The organism is Stenotrophomonas sp. GbtcB23 (assembly GCF_019091045.1).
GTDB lineage: Bacteria > Pseudomonadota > Gammaproteobacteria > Xanthomonadales > Xanthomonadaceae > Stenotrophomonas > Stenotrophomonas rhizophila_A.
Genome location: NZ_JAGXKC010000010.1, coordinates 18,463 through 38,806 on the forward strand (window position 1 = coordinate 18,463; position 20,344 = coordinate 38,806).

Consider the following 20,344-nt stretch of genomic DNA (forward strand, 5'->3'; position numbering starts at 1 on the left):
ATGAACAACGCCAACCCGATCTTCCGTTCTGCGCGCCCGCTGCTGGGCGCGGCGCTCCTTGCCGCGCTTGCCGGTGCCGCACACGCCCAGACGGCGCAACTGCGGCCGCAGCAGCAGCGCATCACCGACGAGGCGATCCATGCCGACCATGCCACGTATGAGGCCACCCAGGGCCGCATCCAGGCGCTCAACGACGGCGGCCGCCCGATCCGCGATTACCACCTGTCCAAGGCACAGTGCTGGCTGGACGTGTCCTTCCACGAATACAGCCGCAACGACCGCAGCGATTTCCCGCAGGCTGCATTGGGTGAATCCGAGCGGCTGATCATCGGCATGGAACAGGGCGCCAGCCCGCTGCCCACCGACACGCCGCTGGTCAACAACGCGAAGTACCTGCGCGACGACCTGTGGCAGCGCCTGCGCGTGCTGCATGGCACGCCGGGCTTTGCCTGCGCGGCGCAGCAGGTGGCCTGCGGCGAGGTCGAGCTGGTGCACGCCGGCAACGAATTCAACCAGCAGCAGTGGCGGCATTCCAAGCCGTACATCCAGATCGCCGAGGAGCTGGTCAACGACGCCGAAGCGCTGGCCCGCCAGTGCGACGTCGCCCCGGCGGCCATCGCCGCACCGGGCCCGCTGGTGGCCAACGTGCTGTTCGAGTTCGACCGCGACGGCTACCGCGACATCCGCACCTACTCGCTGGAGAGCATCGACCGCGCGTTGGCCAGCATCGCCGCGGAGAAGCTGAAGCTGCAGGGCGTCACGCTGGTCGGGCATGCCGACCGCCTGCAGGGGCGCGGGTTCGACGCCAACCAGGCGCTGTCCGAGCGGCGTGCACGCACCGTGCGTGAGCTGCTGATCGGGCGGGGGCTGGACCCGGCCACGATCCGTTACGAATACCGGGGTGACACGCAGCAGGTGCAGCAGTGCGACGGCGTGAGCCCGCGCGCGGCCCTGCTGGAATGCCTGCTGCCCAACCGGCGGGTGGAAGTGCGGTTCGACGTCATCCGCTGACGTCGGATCCATCACACATCCCAGCGAATGGGCCGGCTGCCACTGAGACGCACCCACCCGGCCGCCGCGGCCTCTTCCGGATTTCCCAGCACTGCATACAGATGCGGTGCCTGGGTCCCGTCCTCGCCCCATATCCCTGCCCATGCATTGCGCCCGCCCTGGCGGGCGCCCTGCAGTGCACGATCGGCAGCGCGCAGGCTGTCATCCCGCTCCGCCGGTGCATCGCCGAACAACGGCAGGGGTGCCATGCCCACGCTGGCGGTCAGGGTCAGGTGCTGACCGGGGGCGAGATCCACCACCAGCCGCTCGATGGCCAGCCGCAGGTGCCCGGCCAGGGCCTGTGCCGCTTCCGCGCCGGTGTCGTGGCGCGCCACAAGGAAGGCCGCGCCGCCCCAGCGTGCCAGCAGGTCGTGCCGGTCGCAGGCCGCCCGCAGGCATTCGCCCACGGCACGCAGCACGCTGTCGCCGGCTGCTTGTCCATGGCGCTCGTTCAGCGCTTTGAAGTCGTCCAGTTCGATCAGCAGCAGCGCGCTGCGCGCTGCGCCGTCGTGGCCTGCGGCGCGTTCGTCGAGCCTGCGCTCGGCCTCGCGGCGGTTGGGCAGCCCGGTGACGCTGTCGGTCCGGCTGAGTGCGGTGAGCTGGCCGCGCTGCTGGCGCAGCCGCAGCACGAGCACCGTGGCAATCACCGCGACGGTGAGGAAAGCGATCACCGCGCTGTTGCGCAGCACGCGCACCCGGCCCAGGTCCTGTTCGGCATTGACCTGGGCGGGATGGATGCTGCGTTCGGCCGAGGCCTGCAGCCTGGCCAGCTGGGTGAGGGTCTCGCCCTTGCTGCGCGCCTGGTCCATCGCGCGGCCTTGGCGTGCGTATTGCAGCGCCTGCTCGCGGTGACCCAGCAGGGTGTGGATGTCACCGAGCAGGTCCAGGCCGTTGCGGACTTCTTCCACGAACCGCCCGTGCTCTGCCAGGCCCTGCGCCTGGGTGGCCAGCGGCAGCGCCACCGCGGCGTTGCCCCGGTCCATCGCCAGCCGTGCCAGGCGCTGCAGGGTCACCACCTGGCCCTGCGGATCCTGCTTTCCCTGCCAGGCCAGCACGCCGCGCAGCGCTGCCTCGGCGGCCTCCCGCTGCCCCGACACGCGCAGGATTTCGGCGCGATGGCTGGCGATGCGATGCAGAAACACGTCCTGGCCGCTCAGCCGCGTTCCGATCGCTTCGGCGCGCTTGAAGGCTGCGGTGGCTTCCTCGTACCGCTGCAGCATCAGCAGCGCATACCCATAGTTGTAGTACAGGATCAGGTCGCCCGGGTTCGGCGGCCGGTGCAGGTGGTCGCTGAGCTGCGTAGCCTTGTGCAGGTAGGTGAGGGCGCCTTCGGCATCGCCCATCGCGTCGCCACGGATCATCGCGATCTGCATCAACGCGCCGATCTGGCCCTGCACGTCGCGTTGCCGCACCGCATCGTCCAGCAGGGTGCCGGTCAAGCCGAGCGCGCGCGCGTGGTCGCCGCGCCACAGCAGCAGGTGCGCGGCCATGGTCCGGGCGCGCTGGATATCGTCGGGGCTGGCGTCGGCGCGCGCCGCGGCCGCCAGCAGGCGGTCGGGCAGGTCGGTGGTCTGGTCCAGCTGCCCCAGCGCCCGCAGCGCCACCCCCAGGCAGCCGACCGCGCCGATTTCCATCGAGGTGGACAGCGAGGGCGCGGCCAACAGGCTGCGTGCGAGCTGCAGCGAGGCCTGCGGTTCGCTGGTGAGCAGGGCATGGCACTGTTCCACCTGCGCCATCTGCGGCGCCGCGTCGAGCGGGCGCTGCGCCTGGGCGGGCAGCGCGGCCAGGGACAGCACAACGGCAAGCGCAGGCAGTCCGCGCCGGACTAGCAACAACATAGGCATGGCGACAACGACTTCCCCGGTCGAGTGCAGACGATCTACAGCGCACTGCTAATATACCGATGTTGCCGCCGCGCGCCGGCGCCGCCCCCATTCCCTGCCGCATGCCCGAGTCGTCGCCTTCCACCCGCGCCGCCGCTGCTGAACGCCCTGCCGGGCTGGGTCGGCGTACCGATGCCATGCTGGGCAGCCTGCTGCTGCTGGTGGGGCTGTACCACCCGTTGCTGGCGGCGTGGACGGCGTTTCGGCTCGGGGCGGGCCTGGACATGATGGTCCCGGCCATGGCCGCCGCCCACCTGCTGTTGTGCCTGCTGTGCCTGATCGAGCACCGGGCCGGCCGCAGCCTGCATGCCGCCGTGGTGTTCCTGGCCGGTGAACTGCTGCTGCTGGTGCTGGCCTACGGGTACTGGGGACTGGCCGCCCAGCTGCGGGTGCAGCTGGTGCAGCTGGTGCCGGTGCTGTTGGTGGCGGCGGTGCTTGGCCGCCGTCCGCTGGCCTGGACCGCGGCATGGCTGTGCGGGCTGATGGCCTTGGGCGGCTGGGTCGACGCGGCGTCGGGCCTGTTCCGGACCGACCGGGTGCTGCACGCGACCAGTGACCTGGCAGTGTCGGCATTCGGCACCGTCATGACTGCCTGGCTGCTCCACCACAGCGTGACCGGCCTGCGTGAAAGCCTGCAGGAGGCTCACCAGCGCAGCCAGGAACTGGCCCGCAAGCGCGACGAGCTGCAGGTGGAGATGCAGGCCCGCGAGCGTTCGCGCGACCAGCTCGTGCATGCCATGAAGATGGACAACGTAGGTCGCCTGGCCAGCGGCATCGCGCACGATTTCAACCACCTGCTGGCGCTCATCCAGGGCTACGTGGCCAAGGCGCGGCGCAGCGAGGGCGAGATCCTGCAGGCGGCCCTGCAGGGCGCGGATTCGGCGACCCGGCGGGCCAGCGCGGTCAGCCGGCGCCTGCTGGATTTCAGCCGGCTCGAGCCGGGCCGACCGCAGCTGCTGGACGCGGCCGCCACGCTGGCGGCGATGGCGCCCACGCTGCAGCAGGTGTTCGATGACCGCGTGCACTGCGAAGTGGAAACCGGCGACGTGCAGCGGCTGATCCACTTCGACCCGGCCCAGCTCGAATCGATCCTGCTCAGCCTGGCGGTCAATGCCAGCCAGGCCATGCCCGACGGTGGCCGGTTCACGCTGCGCCTGCAGCCGCCCGATACCGACGGACGCGTAGTCCTGCAGCTGCAGGACACCGGCAAAGGCATGAGCGAAACGGTGCGCGCGCGCTGCCTGGAACCGTTCTTCACCACCAAGCCGGTGGGACAGGGTACCGGCCTGGGCCTGGCGGTGACCGCCAGCCTGGTGGAGGCGGCCGGCGGTGCGGTGCAGGTGCACAGCCGCCCGGGCGAGGGCACCCGGATCGACCTGCAGCTGCCGTCGCGTCCGCTGGCGGCGTGAGCAGGGGCGTGCAGCGGCTACACTGCGGCCTGCGCTTGCGGAAACATGCCCGTGGTTTCTAGCTGGATCCTGCTGCTGGTGTCGGTGGCCTATGCCGCCCTGTTGTTCGGCGTGGCCTGGTGGGGCGACCGCCGTCCCATGTACCCCGACCGCCCGTGGCTGCGCCCGGTGGTCTACAGCCTGGCGCTGGCGGTGTACTGCTCGTCGTGGACCTTCTACGGGGCGGTGGGCACGGCGGTGCGTAACGGCATCGGCTACCTGCCGATCTACCTCGGTCCGCTGCTGCTGCTGCTGTTTGGCTGGCGCATCATCGAACGCCTGGCGCTGATCGCGCGCAGCCAGAACGTGGTGTCCATCGCCGATTTCATCTCCTCGCGGTTCGGCCGCTCGCGCCGCCTGGCCGCGCTGGTGGCGGTGATCGCGCTGATCGGCATCGTTCCCTACCTCGCCCTGCAGTACAAAGCCGTGGCCATGAGCCTGCAGGTGCTGACCGGCAGCGTCGGGCCCACCGGCTGGTTCAGCGACCCGGCGCTGTACGTGGCGCTGTTGATGGCGCTGTTCGCCACCCTGTTCGGCACCCGCCAGGTGGATGCCACCGAACACCACCACGGCATGATGCTGGCCATCGCGCTGGAATCGATGATCAAGCTGATCGCGATGGTGGCGCTGGGCCTGTTCGCCTACCTGTGGCTGGCCGACCGTGGCGAAACCGTGGTGCGCAGCGCACATACGCTGTTCACCGGGCTGCCGCCGGTGGGCTTCATCTCGCAGACCCTGCTCAGCTTCCTGGCCATCGTGTGCCTGCCGCGCCAGTTCCACGTGGCGGTGGTGGAATGCGGCGACGTGCGCGATGTGCGCCGCGCGCGGTGGATGTTCGGCGGCTACCTGATCATCATTTCGGCGATGGTGATTCCGATCGCCACGGCCGGTGTGACCCTGTTCGGCACCGGCGGCAGCATCGCCGACGACAGCATGGTGCTGGCCCTGCCGTTGGCCGAAGGCCGTAAATTCCTGGCGCTGGTGGCCTACGTGGGCGGCTTCTCGGCTGCCACCGGCATGGTCATCGTGTCCTCCATCGCGCTGGCCACCATGGTCAGCAACGACCTGGTGATGCCGGTGCTGCTGCGCCGCAGTGGCGACCACCAGGAAGCGGCCGACGTCGCTTCGCGGGTGTTGTGGATCCGCCGCATGGCGATCCTGCTGCTGGCCCTGGCCGCGTACAGCTACTACCGCGGCAGCAGCAACGACAGCACCCTGGCCTCGTACGGGCTGATGGCATTCGCCGCGGTGGCCCAGTTTGCGCCGGGCCTGATCGGCGGCCTGTACTGGCGCGGTGCCAGCCGCCGGGGCGTGGAGACCGGCATCCTGCTCGGCTTCGGCACCTGGATCTACACCCTGCTGCTGCCGGCGCTGACCCACGCCGGCTGGATGGATGCGGCCTGGCTGAGCGACGGACCGTTCGGCATTGCCTGGCTGCGGCCGCAGGGGCTGTTCGGCATGACCAGCTGGGACCCGCTCACCCATGGCACGTTCTGGTCGCTGCTGATCAACGCCGCGGCCATGCTGCTGGTATCGGTGCGCTGGCGCCCCGGCGTGGACGAGCGCCTGCGCGCCGCGCCGTTCCTGGACCCGTATGCCGAGCGCCCCTCCGTGGCCGGTGCCTGGCCGGGCCATGTGCATGTGGGCGACCTGCTGGCGCTGGCCTCGCGCGTGGTCGGCGATCGCCATGCGCGCCGGTCGTTCTTCGAGCAGGCGCAGTCGCTGGGCCGCGAGCTGCAGGCCTCGGCCCCGGCGGACCGGGCCTGGGTGCAGTTCACCGAACGCCTGCTGGCCGCCTCGATCGGCGCGGCCTCCGCGCGCCTGCTGCTGACCAGCCTGCTGCGCGGCTCGGGCATGGACCTGGGCGAAGTGGTGGCGGTACTCGATGAGGCCGGGCAGGAACTGCGCTTCAACCGTGAAATCCTGTCCACCACGCTGGAAAACATCAGCGCCGGGGTCAGCGTGGTTGATCCGGACATGCGCCTGACCGCGTGGAACCGCCGCTACCAGCAGATGTTCGGCTACCCCGATGGCATGTTGTACGTGGGCCGCCCGGTGGCCGACCTGATCCGCTACAACGCCGAGCGCGGCGAGCTGGGCGAGGGCGATATCGACGTGCAGATCAACCGCCGCATCGGCTACATGCGCGCCGGTTCGCCGCACATCTTCGAGCGCACCCGCAGCGATGGCCGGGTGATCGAGATGCGCGGCCAGGCGCTGCCCGGCGGCGGCTATGTCACCAGCTACAACGACATCACCGACTACAAGCACGCCGAGACCGCGCTGCTGGAAGCCAACGAGACGCTGGAACAGCGCGTGGCCGAACGTTCGCATGAAGCCGAAGTGGCGCAGCAGTCCAAGACCCGTTTCCTGGCCGCAATCAGCCATGACGTGCTGCAGCCGCTGAACGCAGCGCGCCTGTTCGCCTCGGCATTGCGCGACAGCCACCACAACAACGATGAACAGCGGCACCTGGCAGAGCGCGTGGACGCCTCCCTGCGTGCCGCCGAAGAACTGCTGGACGGGCTGCTGGACGTGTCGCGGCTGGATGCCGGCGGCCTGCACCCGGTGATCGGCGATTTCGACGTGAGCCTGCTGATGCGCGAACTGGCCGCGCAGTACTCGCCGGTGGCGGCCGGGCGCGGCTTGCGCCTGGACCTGTTCGCACGCCCGGCGTGGGTGCGCAGCGACCGCCGGCTGCTGCGCCGGGTGCTGCAGAACTTCCTGGCCAATGCGCTGCGCTACACCCGCCAGGGCCGCATCGTGCTGGCCGTGCGCCATCGCCGCGACGAGATCGAACTGCAGGTGTGGGATACCGGGCCGGGCATCCCCGAGCACCACATGCAGCAGATCTTCAACGAGTTCCATCGCTACCAGCAGCCGTTCGACTGGGGCGAGCAGGGGCTGGGGCTGGGCCTGTCGATCTGCCAGCGCATCTCGCGCCTGCTCGACCACCGCCTCAACGCGCGCAGCCAGGTGGGCAGTGGCAGCATGTTCTCGATCCTGCTGCCCCGTGCGCAGGTGCCGGATCTACCGGCCAGCGACGCGCCGGCCAGCGTGCCCGAGCACAGCACCCGCACCGATTCGCTGGCCGGCATGCGCGTGCTGTGCGTGGACAACGACCAGGAAATCCTCGACGGCATGCGTGCATTGCTGGGCCGCTGGCAGGTGCAGGTGATCACTGCCAGCACCGTGGACCAGGCGCTGGAGGAAGTGCAGGCGCAGCCGGACGTGATGCTGGTCGACTACCACCTGCACGACCGCCTGGATGGACTGGACACGCTGGTGGCGCTGCGCGAGCGCGCCGGGCGCGACATTCCCGGCGCGCTGCTCACTGCCGACGGGCGCGACGAACTCAAGCGCATGGCGCGCGAGCGCGGTTACCGCCTGCTGACCAAGCCGATCAAACCGGCCTCGCTGCGCGCGTACCTGGCGGCGCACTCGACCCTCCAAGGTTGAAGGCGACAGCCGCAGCACGCTCGTGCCGTCGCGCTGTCTATGCTGCGCAGCCGACCACCTGCTGCGGAGTTTCCGTGCCCGTTCCCTCGCTGCGTTCCCTTCTTGCCACCCCGCTGCATTCCGGCGCGGCGATTCCCCTCGCAGGCACGTTGGGTGCCGTGGTGGGCGCAGGATTCGAGCTGGTATTCCGCGGTTGCACCAATGCCGCCGGTCCCGCATGGAGCGTTGCCGAGATCGTGAAGCCCGCGCTGATCTCCGGCTGGATGGGGATCGGCTGCACCAACGCGATGCGATGGCTGGACCCCGACAAGCCTGCGCGGCAACTGCAGCCGCATGAGAAGGCGCTGGTCGACTACCCGGCCGTGCGCGAGCTGCTGCATGAGGCCGGCACCAGCGTTGATGACCTGGACGCGTTGAAGTCTCTCGCCGCGCAGCTGGAGCGGGATTTCAGCCGGGTCGCCCGTGAATTCAATGCATACTGCCAGACCCGCAGGGTGCCACCAAATCCGCTCATTGCAGGCGTCATCCGTCATTTCTACCTGACCCATTGCCGCGATCGTGCGGTGATGCTGCTCGCCAAGCGCAACGCCAACGCGTGTTACCTGGTGGCCGCGCGCGAAGGGCAGGGCACGGCCATCGCGACCGCGCTGAACCAGGCAGGCACGCGCGCCGGCACCGTGCTGCGCCAGCTGCACTGCCCGTACCTGCGCGTGGACCTTGCCAATACCGCGCTGCGTGACGCGCATGCGTTCACCACCGACGAATGCCAGGGCGAGATGCGCGTGCATTCTGCTCCCGCCCGGACAGGGCACATGCTGGAGACACTGAAGCCCAGCGCACTGGTCGGCGTCACCCATCGTCGCCAGACGCGGCGACACTGTGAATCCGGTGATGCATCGGCATCGGCAGCGACGCCGACACCGGCGGCGGAGTCAGCCGGCTCAGTCCATCACGCCCGCGCCGAGGTCCACTTGGGACCGCTGCTGCGCGCCAAGCTGCGTGGACTGGCCGCCGACAGCCGCACCTTGCGGGAACTGGACCGGATCAAAGGTGACTTGGCCGACCGCCGTCCTTGCGGCCACCCGGTGCGCTACCAGGGCATGCCGTATCAAGCGACCGACATCCACTGGGAAGGCCGGCAGAGCCCGGGCCGTAACACGGAGCGCCTGCTGTACCGTAAAACTCCACATGGCTACGTGCTGGTCGACATCGTCGACTACCACCGCCCACGCACCTGATCTAGCCGACGGCGCCAGAAAGATGCTCATACAGGATGGCGCTGCCGACGATGATCAGGATTACGCCGCCAGCGATCTCGGCACGCTTGCCGATCATGTCGCCCAGCACCCGACCCAGCATGATGCCGGTGGTGACCATCACCAGCGTGCACAGGCCGATCACCGTCGCCATCACGCCGATATGCACGTCCAGGAAGGCCAGGCCCACGCCGACGGCCAGGGCATCGATGCTGGTGGCAAAGCCGGTGACGGCCAGGTGCCAGAAACCGTGCTGCTTGTCGGGGTCGTCGCTGTCAGCGTCCGGGTCGTGCCGCACGCCGTTGATGATCATGTGCACGCCCAGCGCACCGAGCAGCACGAAGGCGATCCAGTGGTCGAAGGCCTGCACGTAGGACGACGCGGCGCGGCCGAGCAGCCAGCCGATCACCGGCGTAAGGCCTTCGATCACACCGAAGATGAGGCCGGCACGCAGCGCATCGGGAAAACGCGGCTTGCGCATGGCAGCGCCTTTGCCGATTGCCGCGGCGAAGGCATCGGTGGACATGGCAAAGCCGATCAACAGCATCGAAATGGGGGACATCACACGACAGTGCAGGTTGGGCGATGACGGACAACGGCCCACGTTCGCGCCCAACCTGTCGTTGCGCACGCGGACCGCTGGTCTCGCCAACCATCACTGGCTGCCCGCACCACGGCGCACTGGCCGAGCATGTTGATACGGGCGTTTCCTTCAGCAGGAAACAGGCTACTCCCCAAGGGGACGCGAAGCTTAGCACCGCGAACGCGGTTTACCGCCCAAATCGCCGAATTGCGCAGGGCGTGCTGGGATGTATAGCTTCGGCTATAAGCCGAAGCAGGTAGAGCGGACTGTTAGTCCGCTGCATGTCTCCGCAGCCGACTAACAGTCGGCTCTACCGCAACGACGCAACGACGCAACGACGCAATCACGCAACCACGCGGCCACGCAGCCACGCGGCCACGCAGCCACGCAATCCGCGATCAATCCTCTTCCGGCGGCAACACCAACGGCTCGTCATCCAGCGTCAGCTTGCCGGCCATCAACACCGCCTGGGTACGGTTGGTCACGCCCAGCTTGCGCAGGATCGCGGTCACATGCGCTTTGATGGTGGCCTCGGACACATTGAGGTCATACGCAATCTGCTTGTTGAGCCGCCCGGCGCCGAGCATCTGCAGCACCCGGAACTGCTGCGGGGTGAGCTCGCGCAGGCGCTGGCCGACCTCGCGTTCCTCGCGCCCGGTCGGCGGCACGTTGTGCGCCTCCGGCGGGGCCCAGGTTTCGCCGTCCAGGATCGTGCCCAGCGCATGGCCGATGGTGTCCGAGTCGGCCGACTTGGGAATGAACCCGAACGCGCCGTGGTCCAGTGCCCGCCGCATCACGGTGGGCTCTTCGCGCGCGGACACCACCACCACCGGCAACTGCGGGTGCAGTGCCCGCATGTGCACCAGCGCGTTGAAGCCCTGCGCACCGGGCATGTTGAGGTCCATCAGGACCAGGTCGGCATCGGCATGCTGGTCGGCCAGCTGGTACAGCGCTTCCACGCTGTCGGCCTCGTACAGCAGCACGCCCGGCATCACCCGCTGCACCGCGCCGCGCAGGGCTTCACGGAACAGGGGGTGGTCATCGGCGATCAGCAGGGTTGTCATGGGGGAGGTGGGAACCAATTACTTGACCTTACGCTCTTCCACCAGCGATGCCACCACCGACGGGTCGGCCAGGGTCGAGGTGTCACCCAGCTGGTCGGGCGCGTTCTCGGCGATCTTGCGCAGGATGCGGCGCATGATCTTGCCCGAGCGCGTCTTCGGCAGCCCCGGGGCCCACTGCAGGTGGTCGGGCGAGGCGATCGGGCCGATCTCCTTGCGCACCCACGCCACCAGCTCCTTGTGCAGCTCCTCGCTCGGCGTTTCGTCGGCCACCAGGGTCACGTAGGCATAGATGCCCTGGCCCTTGATGTCGTGCGGGAAGCCGACCACGGCCGCTTCGGCCACCTTCGGGTGGGAAACCAGTGCGCTTTCCACCTCGGCGGTACCGATGCGGTGGCCGGACACGTTGATGACATCGTCGACGCGGCCGGTGATCCAGTAGTAGCCGTCCTCGTCGCGCCGGCAGCCGTCACCGGTGAAGTAGCTGCCCGGGTAGGTGCGGAAGTAGGTGTCGATGAAGCGCTGGTGGTCGCCGTAGACGGTGCGCATCTGGCCCGGCCACGAATCGCGGATGATCAGGTTGCCTTCGGTGGCGCCGTCCTTGATCTCGCCATCGGCGTTGACCAGCGCCGGCTGCACGCCGAAGAAGGGCAGGGTGGCCGACCCGGGCTTGAGATCGATCGCGCCGGGCAGCGGCGAAATCAGGATGCCGCCGGTTTCGGTCTGCCACCAGGTATCCACGATCGGGCAGCGGCCATCGCCGACCACGTCGTAGTACCAGCGCCAGGCTTCCGGGTTGATCGGCTCGCCGACGCTGCCCAGCAGGCGCAGCGAGGCGCGCGAGGTGCGCTTGACCGGCGCATCGCCTTCGCGCATCAACGCGCGGATGGCGGTAGGCGCGGTGTAGAAGATGCTGACCTGGTGCTTATCGATCACCTGCCAGAAGCGCGAGGTGTCGGGGTAGTTAGGCACGCCTTCGAACATCAGCGAGGTGGCGCCGTTGGCCAGCGGGCCGTACACGATGTAGCTGTGCCCGGTGACCCAGCCCACATCGGCGGTGCACCAGTAGATGTCCTCTTCGCGCAGGTCGAACACCGCTTCATGGGTGTAGGCCGCGTAGAGCAGGTAACCGCCGGTGGTGTGCAGCACGCCCTTGGGCTTGCCGGTGGAACCGGAGGTGTAGAGGATGAACAGCGGATCCTCGGCGTTCATCCGCTCCGGTTCGCACTGTGCCGGCTGCGGGTCCACCACGTCGTGGAACCAGCGGTCGCGCGGGGCCTGCATGTCTACCGCGCCGCCGGTGTGGCGCACCACCAGCACGGTTTCCACCGTGGTGGTGCCGGGCAGCTTCAGCGCGGCATCCACGTTAGCCTTCAGCGGAATCCTGCGGCCGCCGCGCAGGCCTTCGTCGGCGGTGATGATCAGCTTGCTGCCGCAGTCGATCACGCGGTCGGCGATCGAGTTGGGCGCAAAGCCACCGAACACCACCGAGTGGATTGCACCGATGCGCGCGCAGGCCAGCATGGCTACAGCGGCGTCAACGATCATCGGCAGGTAGATGGTGACCCGGTCGCCCTTCTTGACGCCCAGGTTGCGCAGCGCGTTGCCGAGGCGGCAGGTGCGCTCGTACAGCTCGCGGTAGGTCACGCCCTGCGCCGGCGCATCCGGGCTGTCCGGTTCGAACAGCAGCGCAACCTTGTCGCCGCGCTTGTCCAGCTGGCGGTCCAGGCAGTTCACGCTGGCGTTGAGTTCGCCGTCTTCGAACCACTTGATGCGGAAATCGTCGAGCTGGTAGCTGACGTTGCGGATCGTGGACGGCTTCCTGTACCAGTCCAGCCGCTCGGCGGCCTTGCCCCAGAACGCGTCGGGGTTGTCCACCGATTCGCGGTAGAGCTGCTGGTAAGTGTTCTTGTCAATGCGCGCCTTGGCGGCAACGTCCGCCTTGACGGGGTAAAGATCGGCCATGGCACCCTCACTTGCACTAGGACTGGGTTGTGCGATCGCAGCATAACCCGCGATTCATCCCGCTCAGTTTGCCGCATCCACTGCGCCACGAGGTAAGGGAATGGTTAGACCTTGGTCGTAAAAGCGGCGGGTTCGACCAATTGCCAATAGCCGGGGTGCGTCAACCGGCCGCACGCTCGGCTCGACCGTGACCCCACACGCGGCGATCACTTTGCCACCCGGGAGAGAGGGCAACATGAGTACCCGTATGTTGAAGACCATGCGCAAGCCGTTGGCGACCTGCCTGTTGGTCGCGTTGGTGGCGCCTAGCATGGCGTTTGCCGAAACCGCCAAAGAGAAGCAGCTGGAAGCGCGCGTTGCCGAGCTGGAGCGCCAGGTGCAGCTGCTGCTGTCCACCACCCAGCAGCAGCAGACCCAGATCAGCCAAGCCCAGACCGATGTGACCGCGGTAAAGACCGTGCAGGCGCAACAGCCTGCCGGCGCCACCGTGCCCGCCGGCAAGCAGCCGATCCAGGTCACCACCATCACCCCGGGCGCCGCGCCGGGCACCACGGTCAAGATCGGCGGCTTCATCAAGGCCGACTTCCTGGCCACCCAGACCGGCGATGGCCAGCTGGCCGACGACGCCACCGGCCGCGCGCTGTACCTGCCGGGCCAGACCCCGGTGGCCGGTGCCGGCGGCAGCGGCGAGCGTTCCGACGTGGACTTCAATGCCCACGCCAAGTTCTCGCGCTTCAACCTGGGCATCGACAACGTCTCGGACAAGGGCAACAAGTCCGGCGCGTTCTTCGAGATGGACTTCTTCGGCAACTCGCTGGGCAACCAGACCGCCACCAATACTTACGGCGTGACCCTGCGCCACGCGTACATGTATTGGAACAACTGGATGGCCGGCCAGACCTGGTCGAACTTCATGGACGCGGCCTCGCTGCCGGAAGCGGCCGACTTCGTCGGTCCCACCGACGGCGTGCTGTTCGTGCGCCAGGCGCAGATCCGCTACACCCAGGGCGGCTTCAGCGTCGCGCTGGAAAACCCGGAAACCACCGTGCTCACCGGCACCCGCAATCCGGTTACCGGGGCGTGGACCAACGTGGCCAGCAACAGCGACCGTGGCTCCCTGCCGGACCTGACCCTGCGCTATGGCTGGAAGGGCGACTGGGGCACCTTCGGGGTGGGCGGTATCGTGCGTCAGCTCAAGGTCGACAACCAGGCCACCGGTGCCGACGCCGACAAGATCGGCGGCGGCCTGACCCTGGGCGGCAAGTGGGTGATGGGCGGCAGCGACCAGCTGCACTACCAGATCAGCGGTGGCGAAGGCATCGCCCGTTACGTTGGCCTGGGCGTCACCGCCGATACGGCTTACGACGTGGCCCAGGACGAACTCAACCCCACTGGCGTGCTGGCCGGCTATGTCGGCTGGCGCCACGCCTTCACCCCGAAGCTGCGCACCAACCTGATCTACGCCCGCAGCGACTACGACAACGACAGCGTGCTGGGCCCGCTGGTCACCAAGAGCGTGCAGAGCATCCGCGGCAACATCTTCTACACGCCGATGCCCAAGGTCGATATCGGCGCGGAGTACATGTACGGCGTGCGCGAGATCGAAGATGGCCGCAAGGGCGACATCAACCGCGTGCAGTTCACCACGAAGTACAGTTTTTAAGCATGGGTGCCGACGCATTGTCGGCACCTGCCACCAATGATTGCTTCGGAGGGGAAGCGTCTTATGTCCACCACACCCGTACCTGCAAAAGCAGAACTTACCAAGGGCCACAAGAAGGTCATCTTCGCGTCCAGCCTTGGCACCGTGTTCGAATGGTATGACTTCTTCCTGTATGGCTCGCTGGCGGCGATCATCGCCAAGCAGTTCTTCAGCGGGGTCAACGAAACCACGGGCATGATCTTCGCCCTGCTGGCCTTCGCGGCCGGCTTCTTCGTGCGTCCGTTCGGCGCGGCCTTCTTCGGCAGCCTCGGCGACCGCATCGGCCGCAAGTACACCTTCCTGGTCACGATCCTGATCATGGGCATCTCGACCTTCCTGGTCGGCGTGCTGCCCAACTACGCGTCGATCGGCTTCGCGGCGCCGGTGATCCTGATCGTCCTGCGCCTGGCCCAGGGCCTGGCGATGGGTGGCGAGTACGGTGGCGCGGCGACCTACGTGGCCGAGCATGCACCGGCCGACAAGCGTGGCCTGTACACCAGCTTCATCCAGTGCACGGCCACGCTTGGCCTGTTCATGTCGCTGCTGATCATCCTGGCCTGCCGCTACTTCCTGGGCAACGAGGCATTTGAAGCCTGGGGCTGGCGCATTCCGTTCCTGGTCTCGATCATCCTGCTGGGCATTTCGGTGTGGATCCGCCTGCAGCTGAGCGAGTCGCCGCTGTTCCAGCAGATGAAGGCCGAAGGCAAGGGCTCCAAGACCCCGTTCCGTGACAGCCTCAAGGACGGCAACCTCAAGCTGATGCTGCTGGTCCTGCTCGGCGCCGCAGCCGGCCAGGCCGTGGTGTGGTATGGCGGCCAGTTCTACGCGCTGTTCTTCCTGAGCAGCATGCTCAAGGTCGATGCCACCACCTCCTACCTGCTGATCGCCGGCGCGCTGGCCCTGGGTACGCCGTTCTTCATCTTCTTCGGCTGGCTGTCCGATCGCATCGGCCGCAAGAAGATCATCCTGGCCGGCTGCCTGTTGGCCGCGGTGACCTACATCCCGGTGTTCAAGGGCCTGACCCACTTCGCCAACCCGGCCATCGAAGAAGCCCGCAGCAGCTCGCCGGCGCTGGTCATCGCCGATCCGAACACCTGCTCGTTCCAGTTCGATCCGGTCGGCCTGCGCAAGTTCACCAGCTCCTGCGACGTGGCCACCGCCGCGCTGACCAAGGCCGGTGTGCCGTACGACGTGCAGCCTGCCGCCGCTGGTTCGCTGGCGCTGGTGAGCGTGGGTAACAGCCAGGTGACCTCGTTCGAAGCCGCTGGCCTGACCAAGGATGAGCTCAAGGCCAAGGGCGATGCCTTCGGTGGCGAACTCAAGGCGGCGCTGACCGCAGCCGGTTACCCGGCCAAGGCCGACAACGCGCGCATCAACATTGCCGGCACCGTGCTCATGCTGTGGATCCTGGTGCTGTACGTGACCATGGTCTACGGCCCGATCGCGGCCTACCTGGTCGAGCTGTTCCCGACCCGCATCCGCTACACCTCGATGTCGCTGCCGTACCACATCGGCAACGGCTGGTTCGGTGGCTTCCTGCCCGCGATCTCGTTCGCGCTGGTGGCCGGCACCGGCAACCTGTACTACGGCCTGTGGTACCCGATCATCATCGCGCTGATGACGGTCGTGGTCGGCGGCCTGTTCCTGCATGAAACCAAGGGTGTGGACATCACCAAGTAACCGGTGATGGCGTGAACCAGAAGGGCCGTGGCATTGCCACGGCCCTTCTTCGTTTGGGTCTGCGAGGACACGCATGGCGTGTCGCTACAGTGCGTCCGATGCGTAGCGACACGCCATGCGTGTCCTCGCGGTGTCGGCCACAACCATTGCTATATTCCGGCCATGGACCACCCCAACACCGACACTGCCGCCCTACAGGCCATTCTGCATACCCTGCGCCACGCCTGGCAGGCCAACCGCCCGTCGCTGGAACAGCGCCGCAGCGACCTGCAGCGCCTGCGCGCTGCGTTGAAGACACGCCTGCCGCAGATGGCCGAGGCCATCGCAGCCGATTTCGGCCACCGCTCCACCCATGAGTCGCTGATCGCCGACGGCATGACCGTGCTCAATGAGATCGACCACCTGCTGGCGCACCTGCGAGGCTGGATGCGCCCGCGCCGGGTCGGGGTCGGCTGGCGGTTCTGGCCGGCGCGGGCGCAGACCCGGCCGGTGCCACTCGGCGTGGTCGGGGTGATCTCGCCGTGGAACTACCCGGTGAACCTGGCGCTGATTCCGCTGGCCACTGCCATCGCGGCAGGCAACCACGTCGTCCTGAAACCCTCCGAGCACACCCCGCGCACCAGCGCCTTCCTGCACGACCTGCTGGCCGACGTGTTCCCGGCCGAGCGCGTAGCGGTAGTGCAGGGCGACGCCGCGCTGGCCTCGGCGCTGGCCGGCGCGCCGCTGGACCACCTGGTGTTCACCGGCTCCACGGCGTTGGGCCGCAAGGTCATGGCGGCCGCCGCGCAGCACCTGACCCCGCTCACCCTGGAGCTGGGCGGCAAGTCACCGGCCATCGTGTGCAGCGACTATCCGCTGGGCAAGGCCGCCGCGCGGCTGGCTACCGGCAAGTGGTTCAATGCCGGCCAGACCTGCATCGCGCCGGATTATGTGCTGGTCGACAGCCGCCGCCAGCGCGAGCTGGTGCAGCAGCTGCAGACCCAAGTGCGCGCGCGCTACGGTGACTTCAGCAATACCGACGATTACACCCGCATCATCAATGACGGCCAGTACCAGCGCCTGCTCGGCTACCTGGCCCAGGCGCGCGAACGCGGCGTGCCGGTGATCGAACTGGCCAGCATCGATCCCGAGCGCGCGCGCCGCGAGCGGATGATCGTGCCTACCATCGTGCTCGACCCGCCGGCCGACCTGGACCTGATGCAGGAGGAAATCTTCGGCCCGATCCTGCCGGTGTGCGCCTATCCCGACCTGGATGCCGCCCTGGAATCAGTGCAGGGCCGCGACCGGCCGCTGGCGCTGTACGTTTTTAGCGAACAGCGGCCGGTGGTGGAGCGCGTGCTCGGCCAGATCGTGGCCGGCGGCGTCACCGTCAACGACACCCTGCTGCATTTCGCCATCAACGGCCTGCCGTTCGGCGGCGTCGGCCCCAGCGGGATGGGCGCCTACCACGGGCGTGCCGGGTTCGATGCGATGAGCAAGCAGCTGCCGATCCTGTGGCAGTCGCGGTGGGCGGCGAGCGATATGCTTAAACCGCCGTATTCACGCATTGCCGGCCTGCTCAGGGTGATTCTGCGCTGATGGAGGTACCGACCAACGGTCGGTACCTACCCGGGGCAGCATCGTTTCGCATGCGCCGCGTCCGAGGCGCGCGTTCGACCGGCGCCACGGCCAAGGCCCGCGCGTTCGACCGGTAGGTACCGACCGTTGGTCGGTACGGAACCGCCGACCCGCTACAATGCGCCCATGAAAATCGCCTCCTGGAACGTCAATTCGCTCAACGTGCGCCTGCCGCACCTGGAACAGTGGCTCACCGCGTTCGCGCCGGACGTGGTCGGCATCCAGGAAACCAAGATGGAAGACCACAAGTTCCCCGACGCGGTGCTGGCCGGGCTGGGCTACCGCAGCGTGTTCGCCGGGCAGAAGACCTACAACGGCGTGGCGCTGCTGTCGCGCGAGCCGGCGCAGGACGTGCAGATCGGCATTCCAGGCTTCGAGGACGAGCAGAAGCGGGTGATCGCCGGCACCGTCAACGGCGTGCGCATCATCAACCTGTACGTGGTCAACGGCCAGGACGTGGACACCGACAAGTACGCCTACAAGCTGCGCTGGCTGGAAGCGGTGCACGCCTGGGTGGCCTCGGAACTGCAGAAATACCCGGAGCTGGTGGTGATGGGCGACTTCAACATCGCCCCGGACGCGCGTGATGTGCACGACCCGCTGGTCTGGAACGAGAACCACATCCTGACCTCCACCGCCGAACGCGGCGCGCTCAACAAGTTGCTGCAGCTGGGGCTGCACGATGCCTTCCGGCTGCACAGCGAAGAAGAAGGCGTGTTCAGCTGGTGGGATTACCGCGCCGCCGGGTTCCGCCGCAACCTGGGCCTGCGCATCGACCTGACCCTGGTGTCGGATGCCCTCAAGGCGCGTGCGCTGGCTTCGGGCATCGACCGCGAGCCGCGCACCTGGGACCGGCCGAGCGACCACGCCCCGGCGTGGGTGCAGCTGGGCTGAAACGCACAAGGCCCGGCGGGTGCCGGGCCTTGCTGGAAAGGCGTAACGACCAACGGTCGTTACCTGCCCTGTCAGGTTACCGAACGCTGCGGCGGGTGAAGAGGTTCACGATCGCCAGCAGGATCACGGCCCCGATCAGCGAGAACAGGAACGTGCGGATGGTGATCGCTTCGTTGATGCCGCCGCCGAACAGGAAGCCGGCGATCAGCGCGCCGACGATGCCGACCACGATGTTGAGGATGATGCCCTGCTGCGCGTCGCGGCGCATGATGATGCTGGCAAGCCAGCCCACGATGCCACCGACGATCAACCAGATGATGATGCCCATGTTGTCCACTCCAGAGTTTGTGTGCCGATGAGACAGAGCCAGTTGACGGCAGCCCCCGTGAAGTCGTCGTGCAGCCGCATTGGCGGGGTGTTCGCATGAGCCTGCCGGCGACCCTGGACGGGCCCTGGCGGTTCGGCCCGGTCACCGTCTGGCGCCTGCCGCATGTGCCCGGTACCCGTGGCGAGCCGCAGGCGCGGGTGTTGCTGGCTGACCAGTTGGGGGGCAGCGCCGAAGACCTGCCGCTGCAGCGCGATCCGCGCGGCCGCCCGGAGCTGCACGGCCCGCTGGCGCATATCGGCACCGGCTGGAGTCACAGCCATGGCCTGCTGCTGGTGGGGCTGGGCGAGGGCGTGCGGCTGGGCGTGGATCTGGAGCCGCTGCGCCCACGGCCGCGCATGGCCGAAATCATCGAGCGCTTCTTCCACCCGACCGAAGTGGCATGGCTGCTCGGGCTGGACGAAGACGCCCGCACCCATTGGTTCTTCCGGGTCTGGTGCGCCAAGGAGGCCATCCTCAAGGCGCAGGGGCAGGGCATCTCGTTCGGCCTGCACCGCCTGCAGCTGGCGCCCGCCGCCGACGGCGCCCTGCACCTGGCCTGGTGCGACCCGGAACTCGGCCCGGCCCAGCGCTGGCACCTGCACGAATGGCAGGCCGCGGACGATTTCCGCGCCGCACTGGCCTGGCACGCGCTCTGAGCGCACCGAATCCGCGCAGTCAGCAGGTCCCCAGCCTGCGATAATGGGCGCATGACCGAACACACACTCCCGGCCGGCGTGGCCGATGCGCTTGAGCGCGGCCTGGCTGCCATGGGCCTGGATGCCACCCTGGCGCCGCCCCTGTTGACCTACCTCGCCCTGCTGGACCGCTGGAACCGCACCTACAACCTCACCGCCATCCGCGACCCGATGGAGATGGTCACCCGCCACCTGCTCGATTCGCTGGCGATGCAGCCGTACCTGGAGCAGGGCACCCTGGCCGACCTGGGCACCGGCCCCGGGCTGCCCGGCATTCCGCTGGCCATCGCCCGCCCGCAGCTGCAGGTGACCTTGGTGGAAAGCAACGGCAAGAAGGCCCGCTTCATGCGCGAAGCGGTGCGCCAGCTGGGCCTGGCCAACGCCCGCGTGGCCGAATCCCGTGCCGAAGCGCTGGCAGAGCCGGGCGCCTATGACAACCTCACCGCCCGCGCCATGGACACCCTGGCCGGCATCATCGCCGTTGGCGGGCACCTGCTGCGCCCCGGCGGACGCCTGCTGGCCATGAAGGGCGTCCACCCGCATGACGAGATCGCCCAGCTGCCGGCCGGCTGGCGGGTTGAGCAGGTCCTGCCGCTGCATGTTCCGGGCCTGACCGGCGAGCGCCATCTGGTGGTGGTGGCCGGTCCGTGAGACACGACACGCCCCATGCCCGCATAATGCCCA

The 20,344-nt window shown here is 68.1% G+C and carries 15 protein-coding genes; 10 read left to right on the plus strand and 5 right to left on the minus strand.

Features of this window, described 5'->3' with window-relative positions:
* A complete protein-coding gene (locus KVS69_RS06025) occupies positions 1–1,011 on the plus strand; it encodes an OmpA family protein (protein ID WP_217537477.1) in 1,011 nt (336 codons plus the stop codon).
* Between the two features lie 11 nt (positions 1,012–1,022).
* On the opposite strand, the gene KVS69_RS06030 is transcribed toward KVS69_RS06025, so the two are convergent.
* Positions 1,023–2,846 carry a tetratricopeptide repeat-containing diguanylate cyclase gene (locus KVS69_RS06030; RefSeq protein ID WP_217537478.1) on the minus strand — a complete coding sequence of 608 codons (1,824 nt, stop codon included), beginning with the start codon at positions 2,844–2,846 and terminating at the stop codon, positions 1,023–1,025.
* A gap of 107 nt (positions 2,847–2,953) precedes the next feature.
* Here KVS69_RS06030 and KVS69_RS06035 point away from each other — a divergent pair, with 107 nt between their 5' ends.
* The 3 genes from KVS69_RS06035 to KVS69_RS06045 all read left to right on the plus strand — a co-directional run bounded on the left by KVS69_RS06035 (position 2,954) and on the right by KVS69_RS06045 (position 9,078).
* A complete protein-coding gene (locus KVS69_RS06035; RefSeq protein WP_217537479.1) occupies positions 2,954–4,342 on the plus strand; it encodes an ATP-binding protein in 1,389 nt (462 codons plus the stop codon).
* A 51-nt stretch (positions 4,343–4,393) separates the two neighbouring features.
* Entirely contained in the window at positions 4,394–7,840 is a 3,447-nt protein-coding gene (locus KVS69_RS06040; protein ID WP_184126090.1) for a PAS domain-containing hybrid sensor histidine kinase/response regulator, read from the plus strand.
* A 74-nt stretch (positions 7,841–7,914) separates the two neighbouring features.
* Complete coding sequence (locus KVS69_RS06045) at positions 7,915–9,078, plus strand: hypothetical protein (RefSeq protein WP_217537480.1); 1,164 nt, start codon at positions 7,915–7,917, stop codon at positions 9,076–9,078.
* A 1-nt stretch (position 9,079) separates the two neighbouring features.
* Here the strand turns inward: KVS69_RS06045 and mntP are convergent, their stop codons facing one another.
* The 3 genes from mntP to acs all read right to left on the minus strand — a co-directional run bounded on the left by mntP (position 9,080) and on the right by acs (position 12,705).
* Positions 9,080–9,658, minus strand: a complete 579-nt coding sequence (mntP, locus tag KVS69_RS06050) for a manganese efflux pump MntP (protein WP_217537481.1) — start codon at positions 9,656–9,658, stop codon at positions 9,080–9,082.
* Between the two features lie 419 nt (positions 9,659–10,077).
* The gene (locus KVS69_RS06055) at positions 10,078–10,743 is read right to left on the minus strand and encodes a response regulator transcription factor (RefSeq protein ID WP_068847883.1); all 666 of its coding nucleotides are present in this window, start codon (positions 10,741–10,743) and stop codon (positions 10,078–10,080) included.
* 18 nt (positions 10,744–10,761) lie between these two features.
* Positions 10,762–12,705 carry an acetate--CoA ligase gene (acs, locus tag KVS69_RS06060; protein ID WP_217537482.1) on the minus strand — a complete coding sequence of 648 codons (1,944 nt, stop codon included), beginning with the start codon at positions 12,703–12,705 and terminating at the stop codon, positions 10,762–10,764.
* A gap of 235 nt (positions 12,706–12,940) precedes the next feature.
* On the opposite strand from acs, the gene KVS69_RS06065 reads away from it, so the two are divergent.
* The 4 genes from KVS69_RS06065 to xth all read left to right on the plus strand — a co-directional run bounded on the left by KVS69_RS06065 (position 12,941) and on the right by xth (position 18,598).
* Positions 12,941–14,368, plus strand: a complete 1,428-nt coding sequence (locus KVS69_RS06065; RefSeq protein ID WP_217537483.1) for a DcaP family trimeric outer membrane transporter — start codon at positions 12,941–12,943, stop codon at positions 14,366–14,368.
* Positions 14,369–14,431: 63 nt separating this feature from the next.
* Positions 14,432–16,087, plus strand: a complete 1,656-nt coding sequence (locus tag KVS69_RS06070; RefSeq protein WP_068847877.1) for an MFS transporter — start codon at positions 14,432–14,434, stop codon at positions 16,085–16,087.
* A gap of 162 nt (positions 16,088–16,249) precedes the next feature.
* The gene (locus KVS69_RS06075; protein ID WP_217537484.1) at positions 16,250–17,665 is read left to right on the plus strand and encodes a coniferyl aldehyde dehydrogenase; all 1,416 of its coding nucleotides are present in this window, start codon (positions 16,250–16,252) and stop codon (positions 17,663–17,665) included.
* A 165-nt stretch (positions 17,666–17,830) separates the two neighbouring features.
* Positions 17,831–18,598 (plus strand): exodeoxyribonuclease III, encoded by a 768-nt coding sequence (gene xth, locus KVS69_RS06080; protein WP_068847873.1) that lies wholly within the window; start codon positions 17,831–17,833, stop codon positions 18,596–18,598.
* 76 nt (positions 18,599–18,674) lie between these two features.
* Here the strand turns inward: xth and KVS69_RS06085 are convergent, their stop codons facing one another.
* Positions 18,675–18,926, minus strand: a complete 252-nt coding sequence (locus KVS69_RS06085) for a GlsB/YeaQ/YmgE family stress response membrane protein (protein WP_068854466.1) — start codon at positions 18,924–18,926, stop codon at positions 18,675–18,677.
* Between the two features lie 95 nt (positions 18,927–19,021).
* On the opposite strand from KVS69_RS06085, the gene KVS69_RS06090 reads away from it, so the two are divergent.
* Positions 19,022–19,621 (plus strand): 4'-phosphopantetheinyl transferase superfamily protein, encoded by a 600-nt coding sequence (locus KVS69_RS06090; protein WP_217537485.1) that lies wholly within the window; start codon positions 19,022–19,024, stop codon positions 19,619–19,621.
* A gap of 51 nt (positions 19,622–19,672) precedes the next feature.
* Positions 19,673–20,311 carry a 16S rRNA (guanine(527)-N(7))-methyltransferase RsmG gene (gene rsmG / locus KVS69_RS06095; RefSeq protein ID WP_210131371.1) on the plus strand — a complete coding sequence of 213 codons (639 nt, stop codon included), beginning with the start codon at positions 19,673–19,675 and terminating at the stop codon, positions 20,309–20,311.
* The last annotated feature ends 33 nt before the right edge of the window (positions 20,312–20,344 follow it).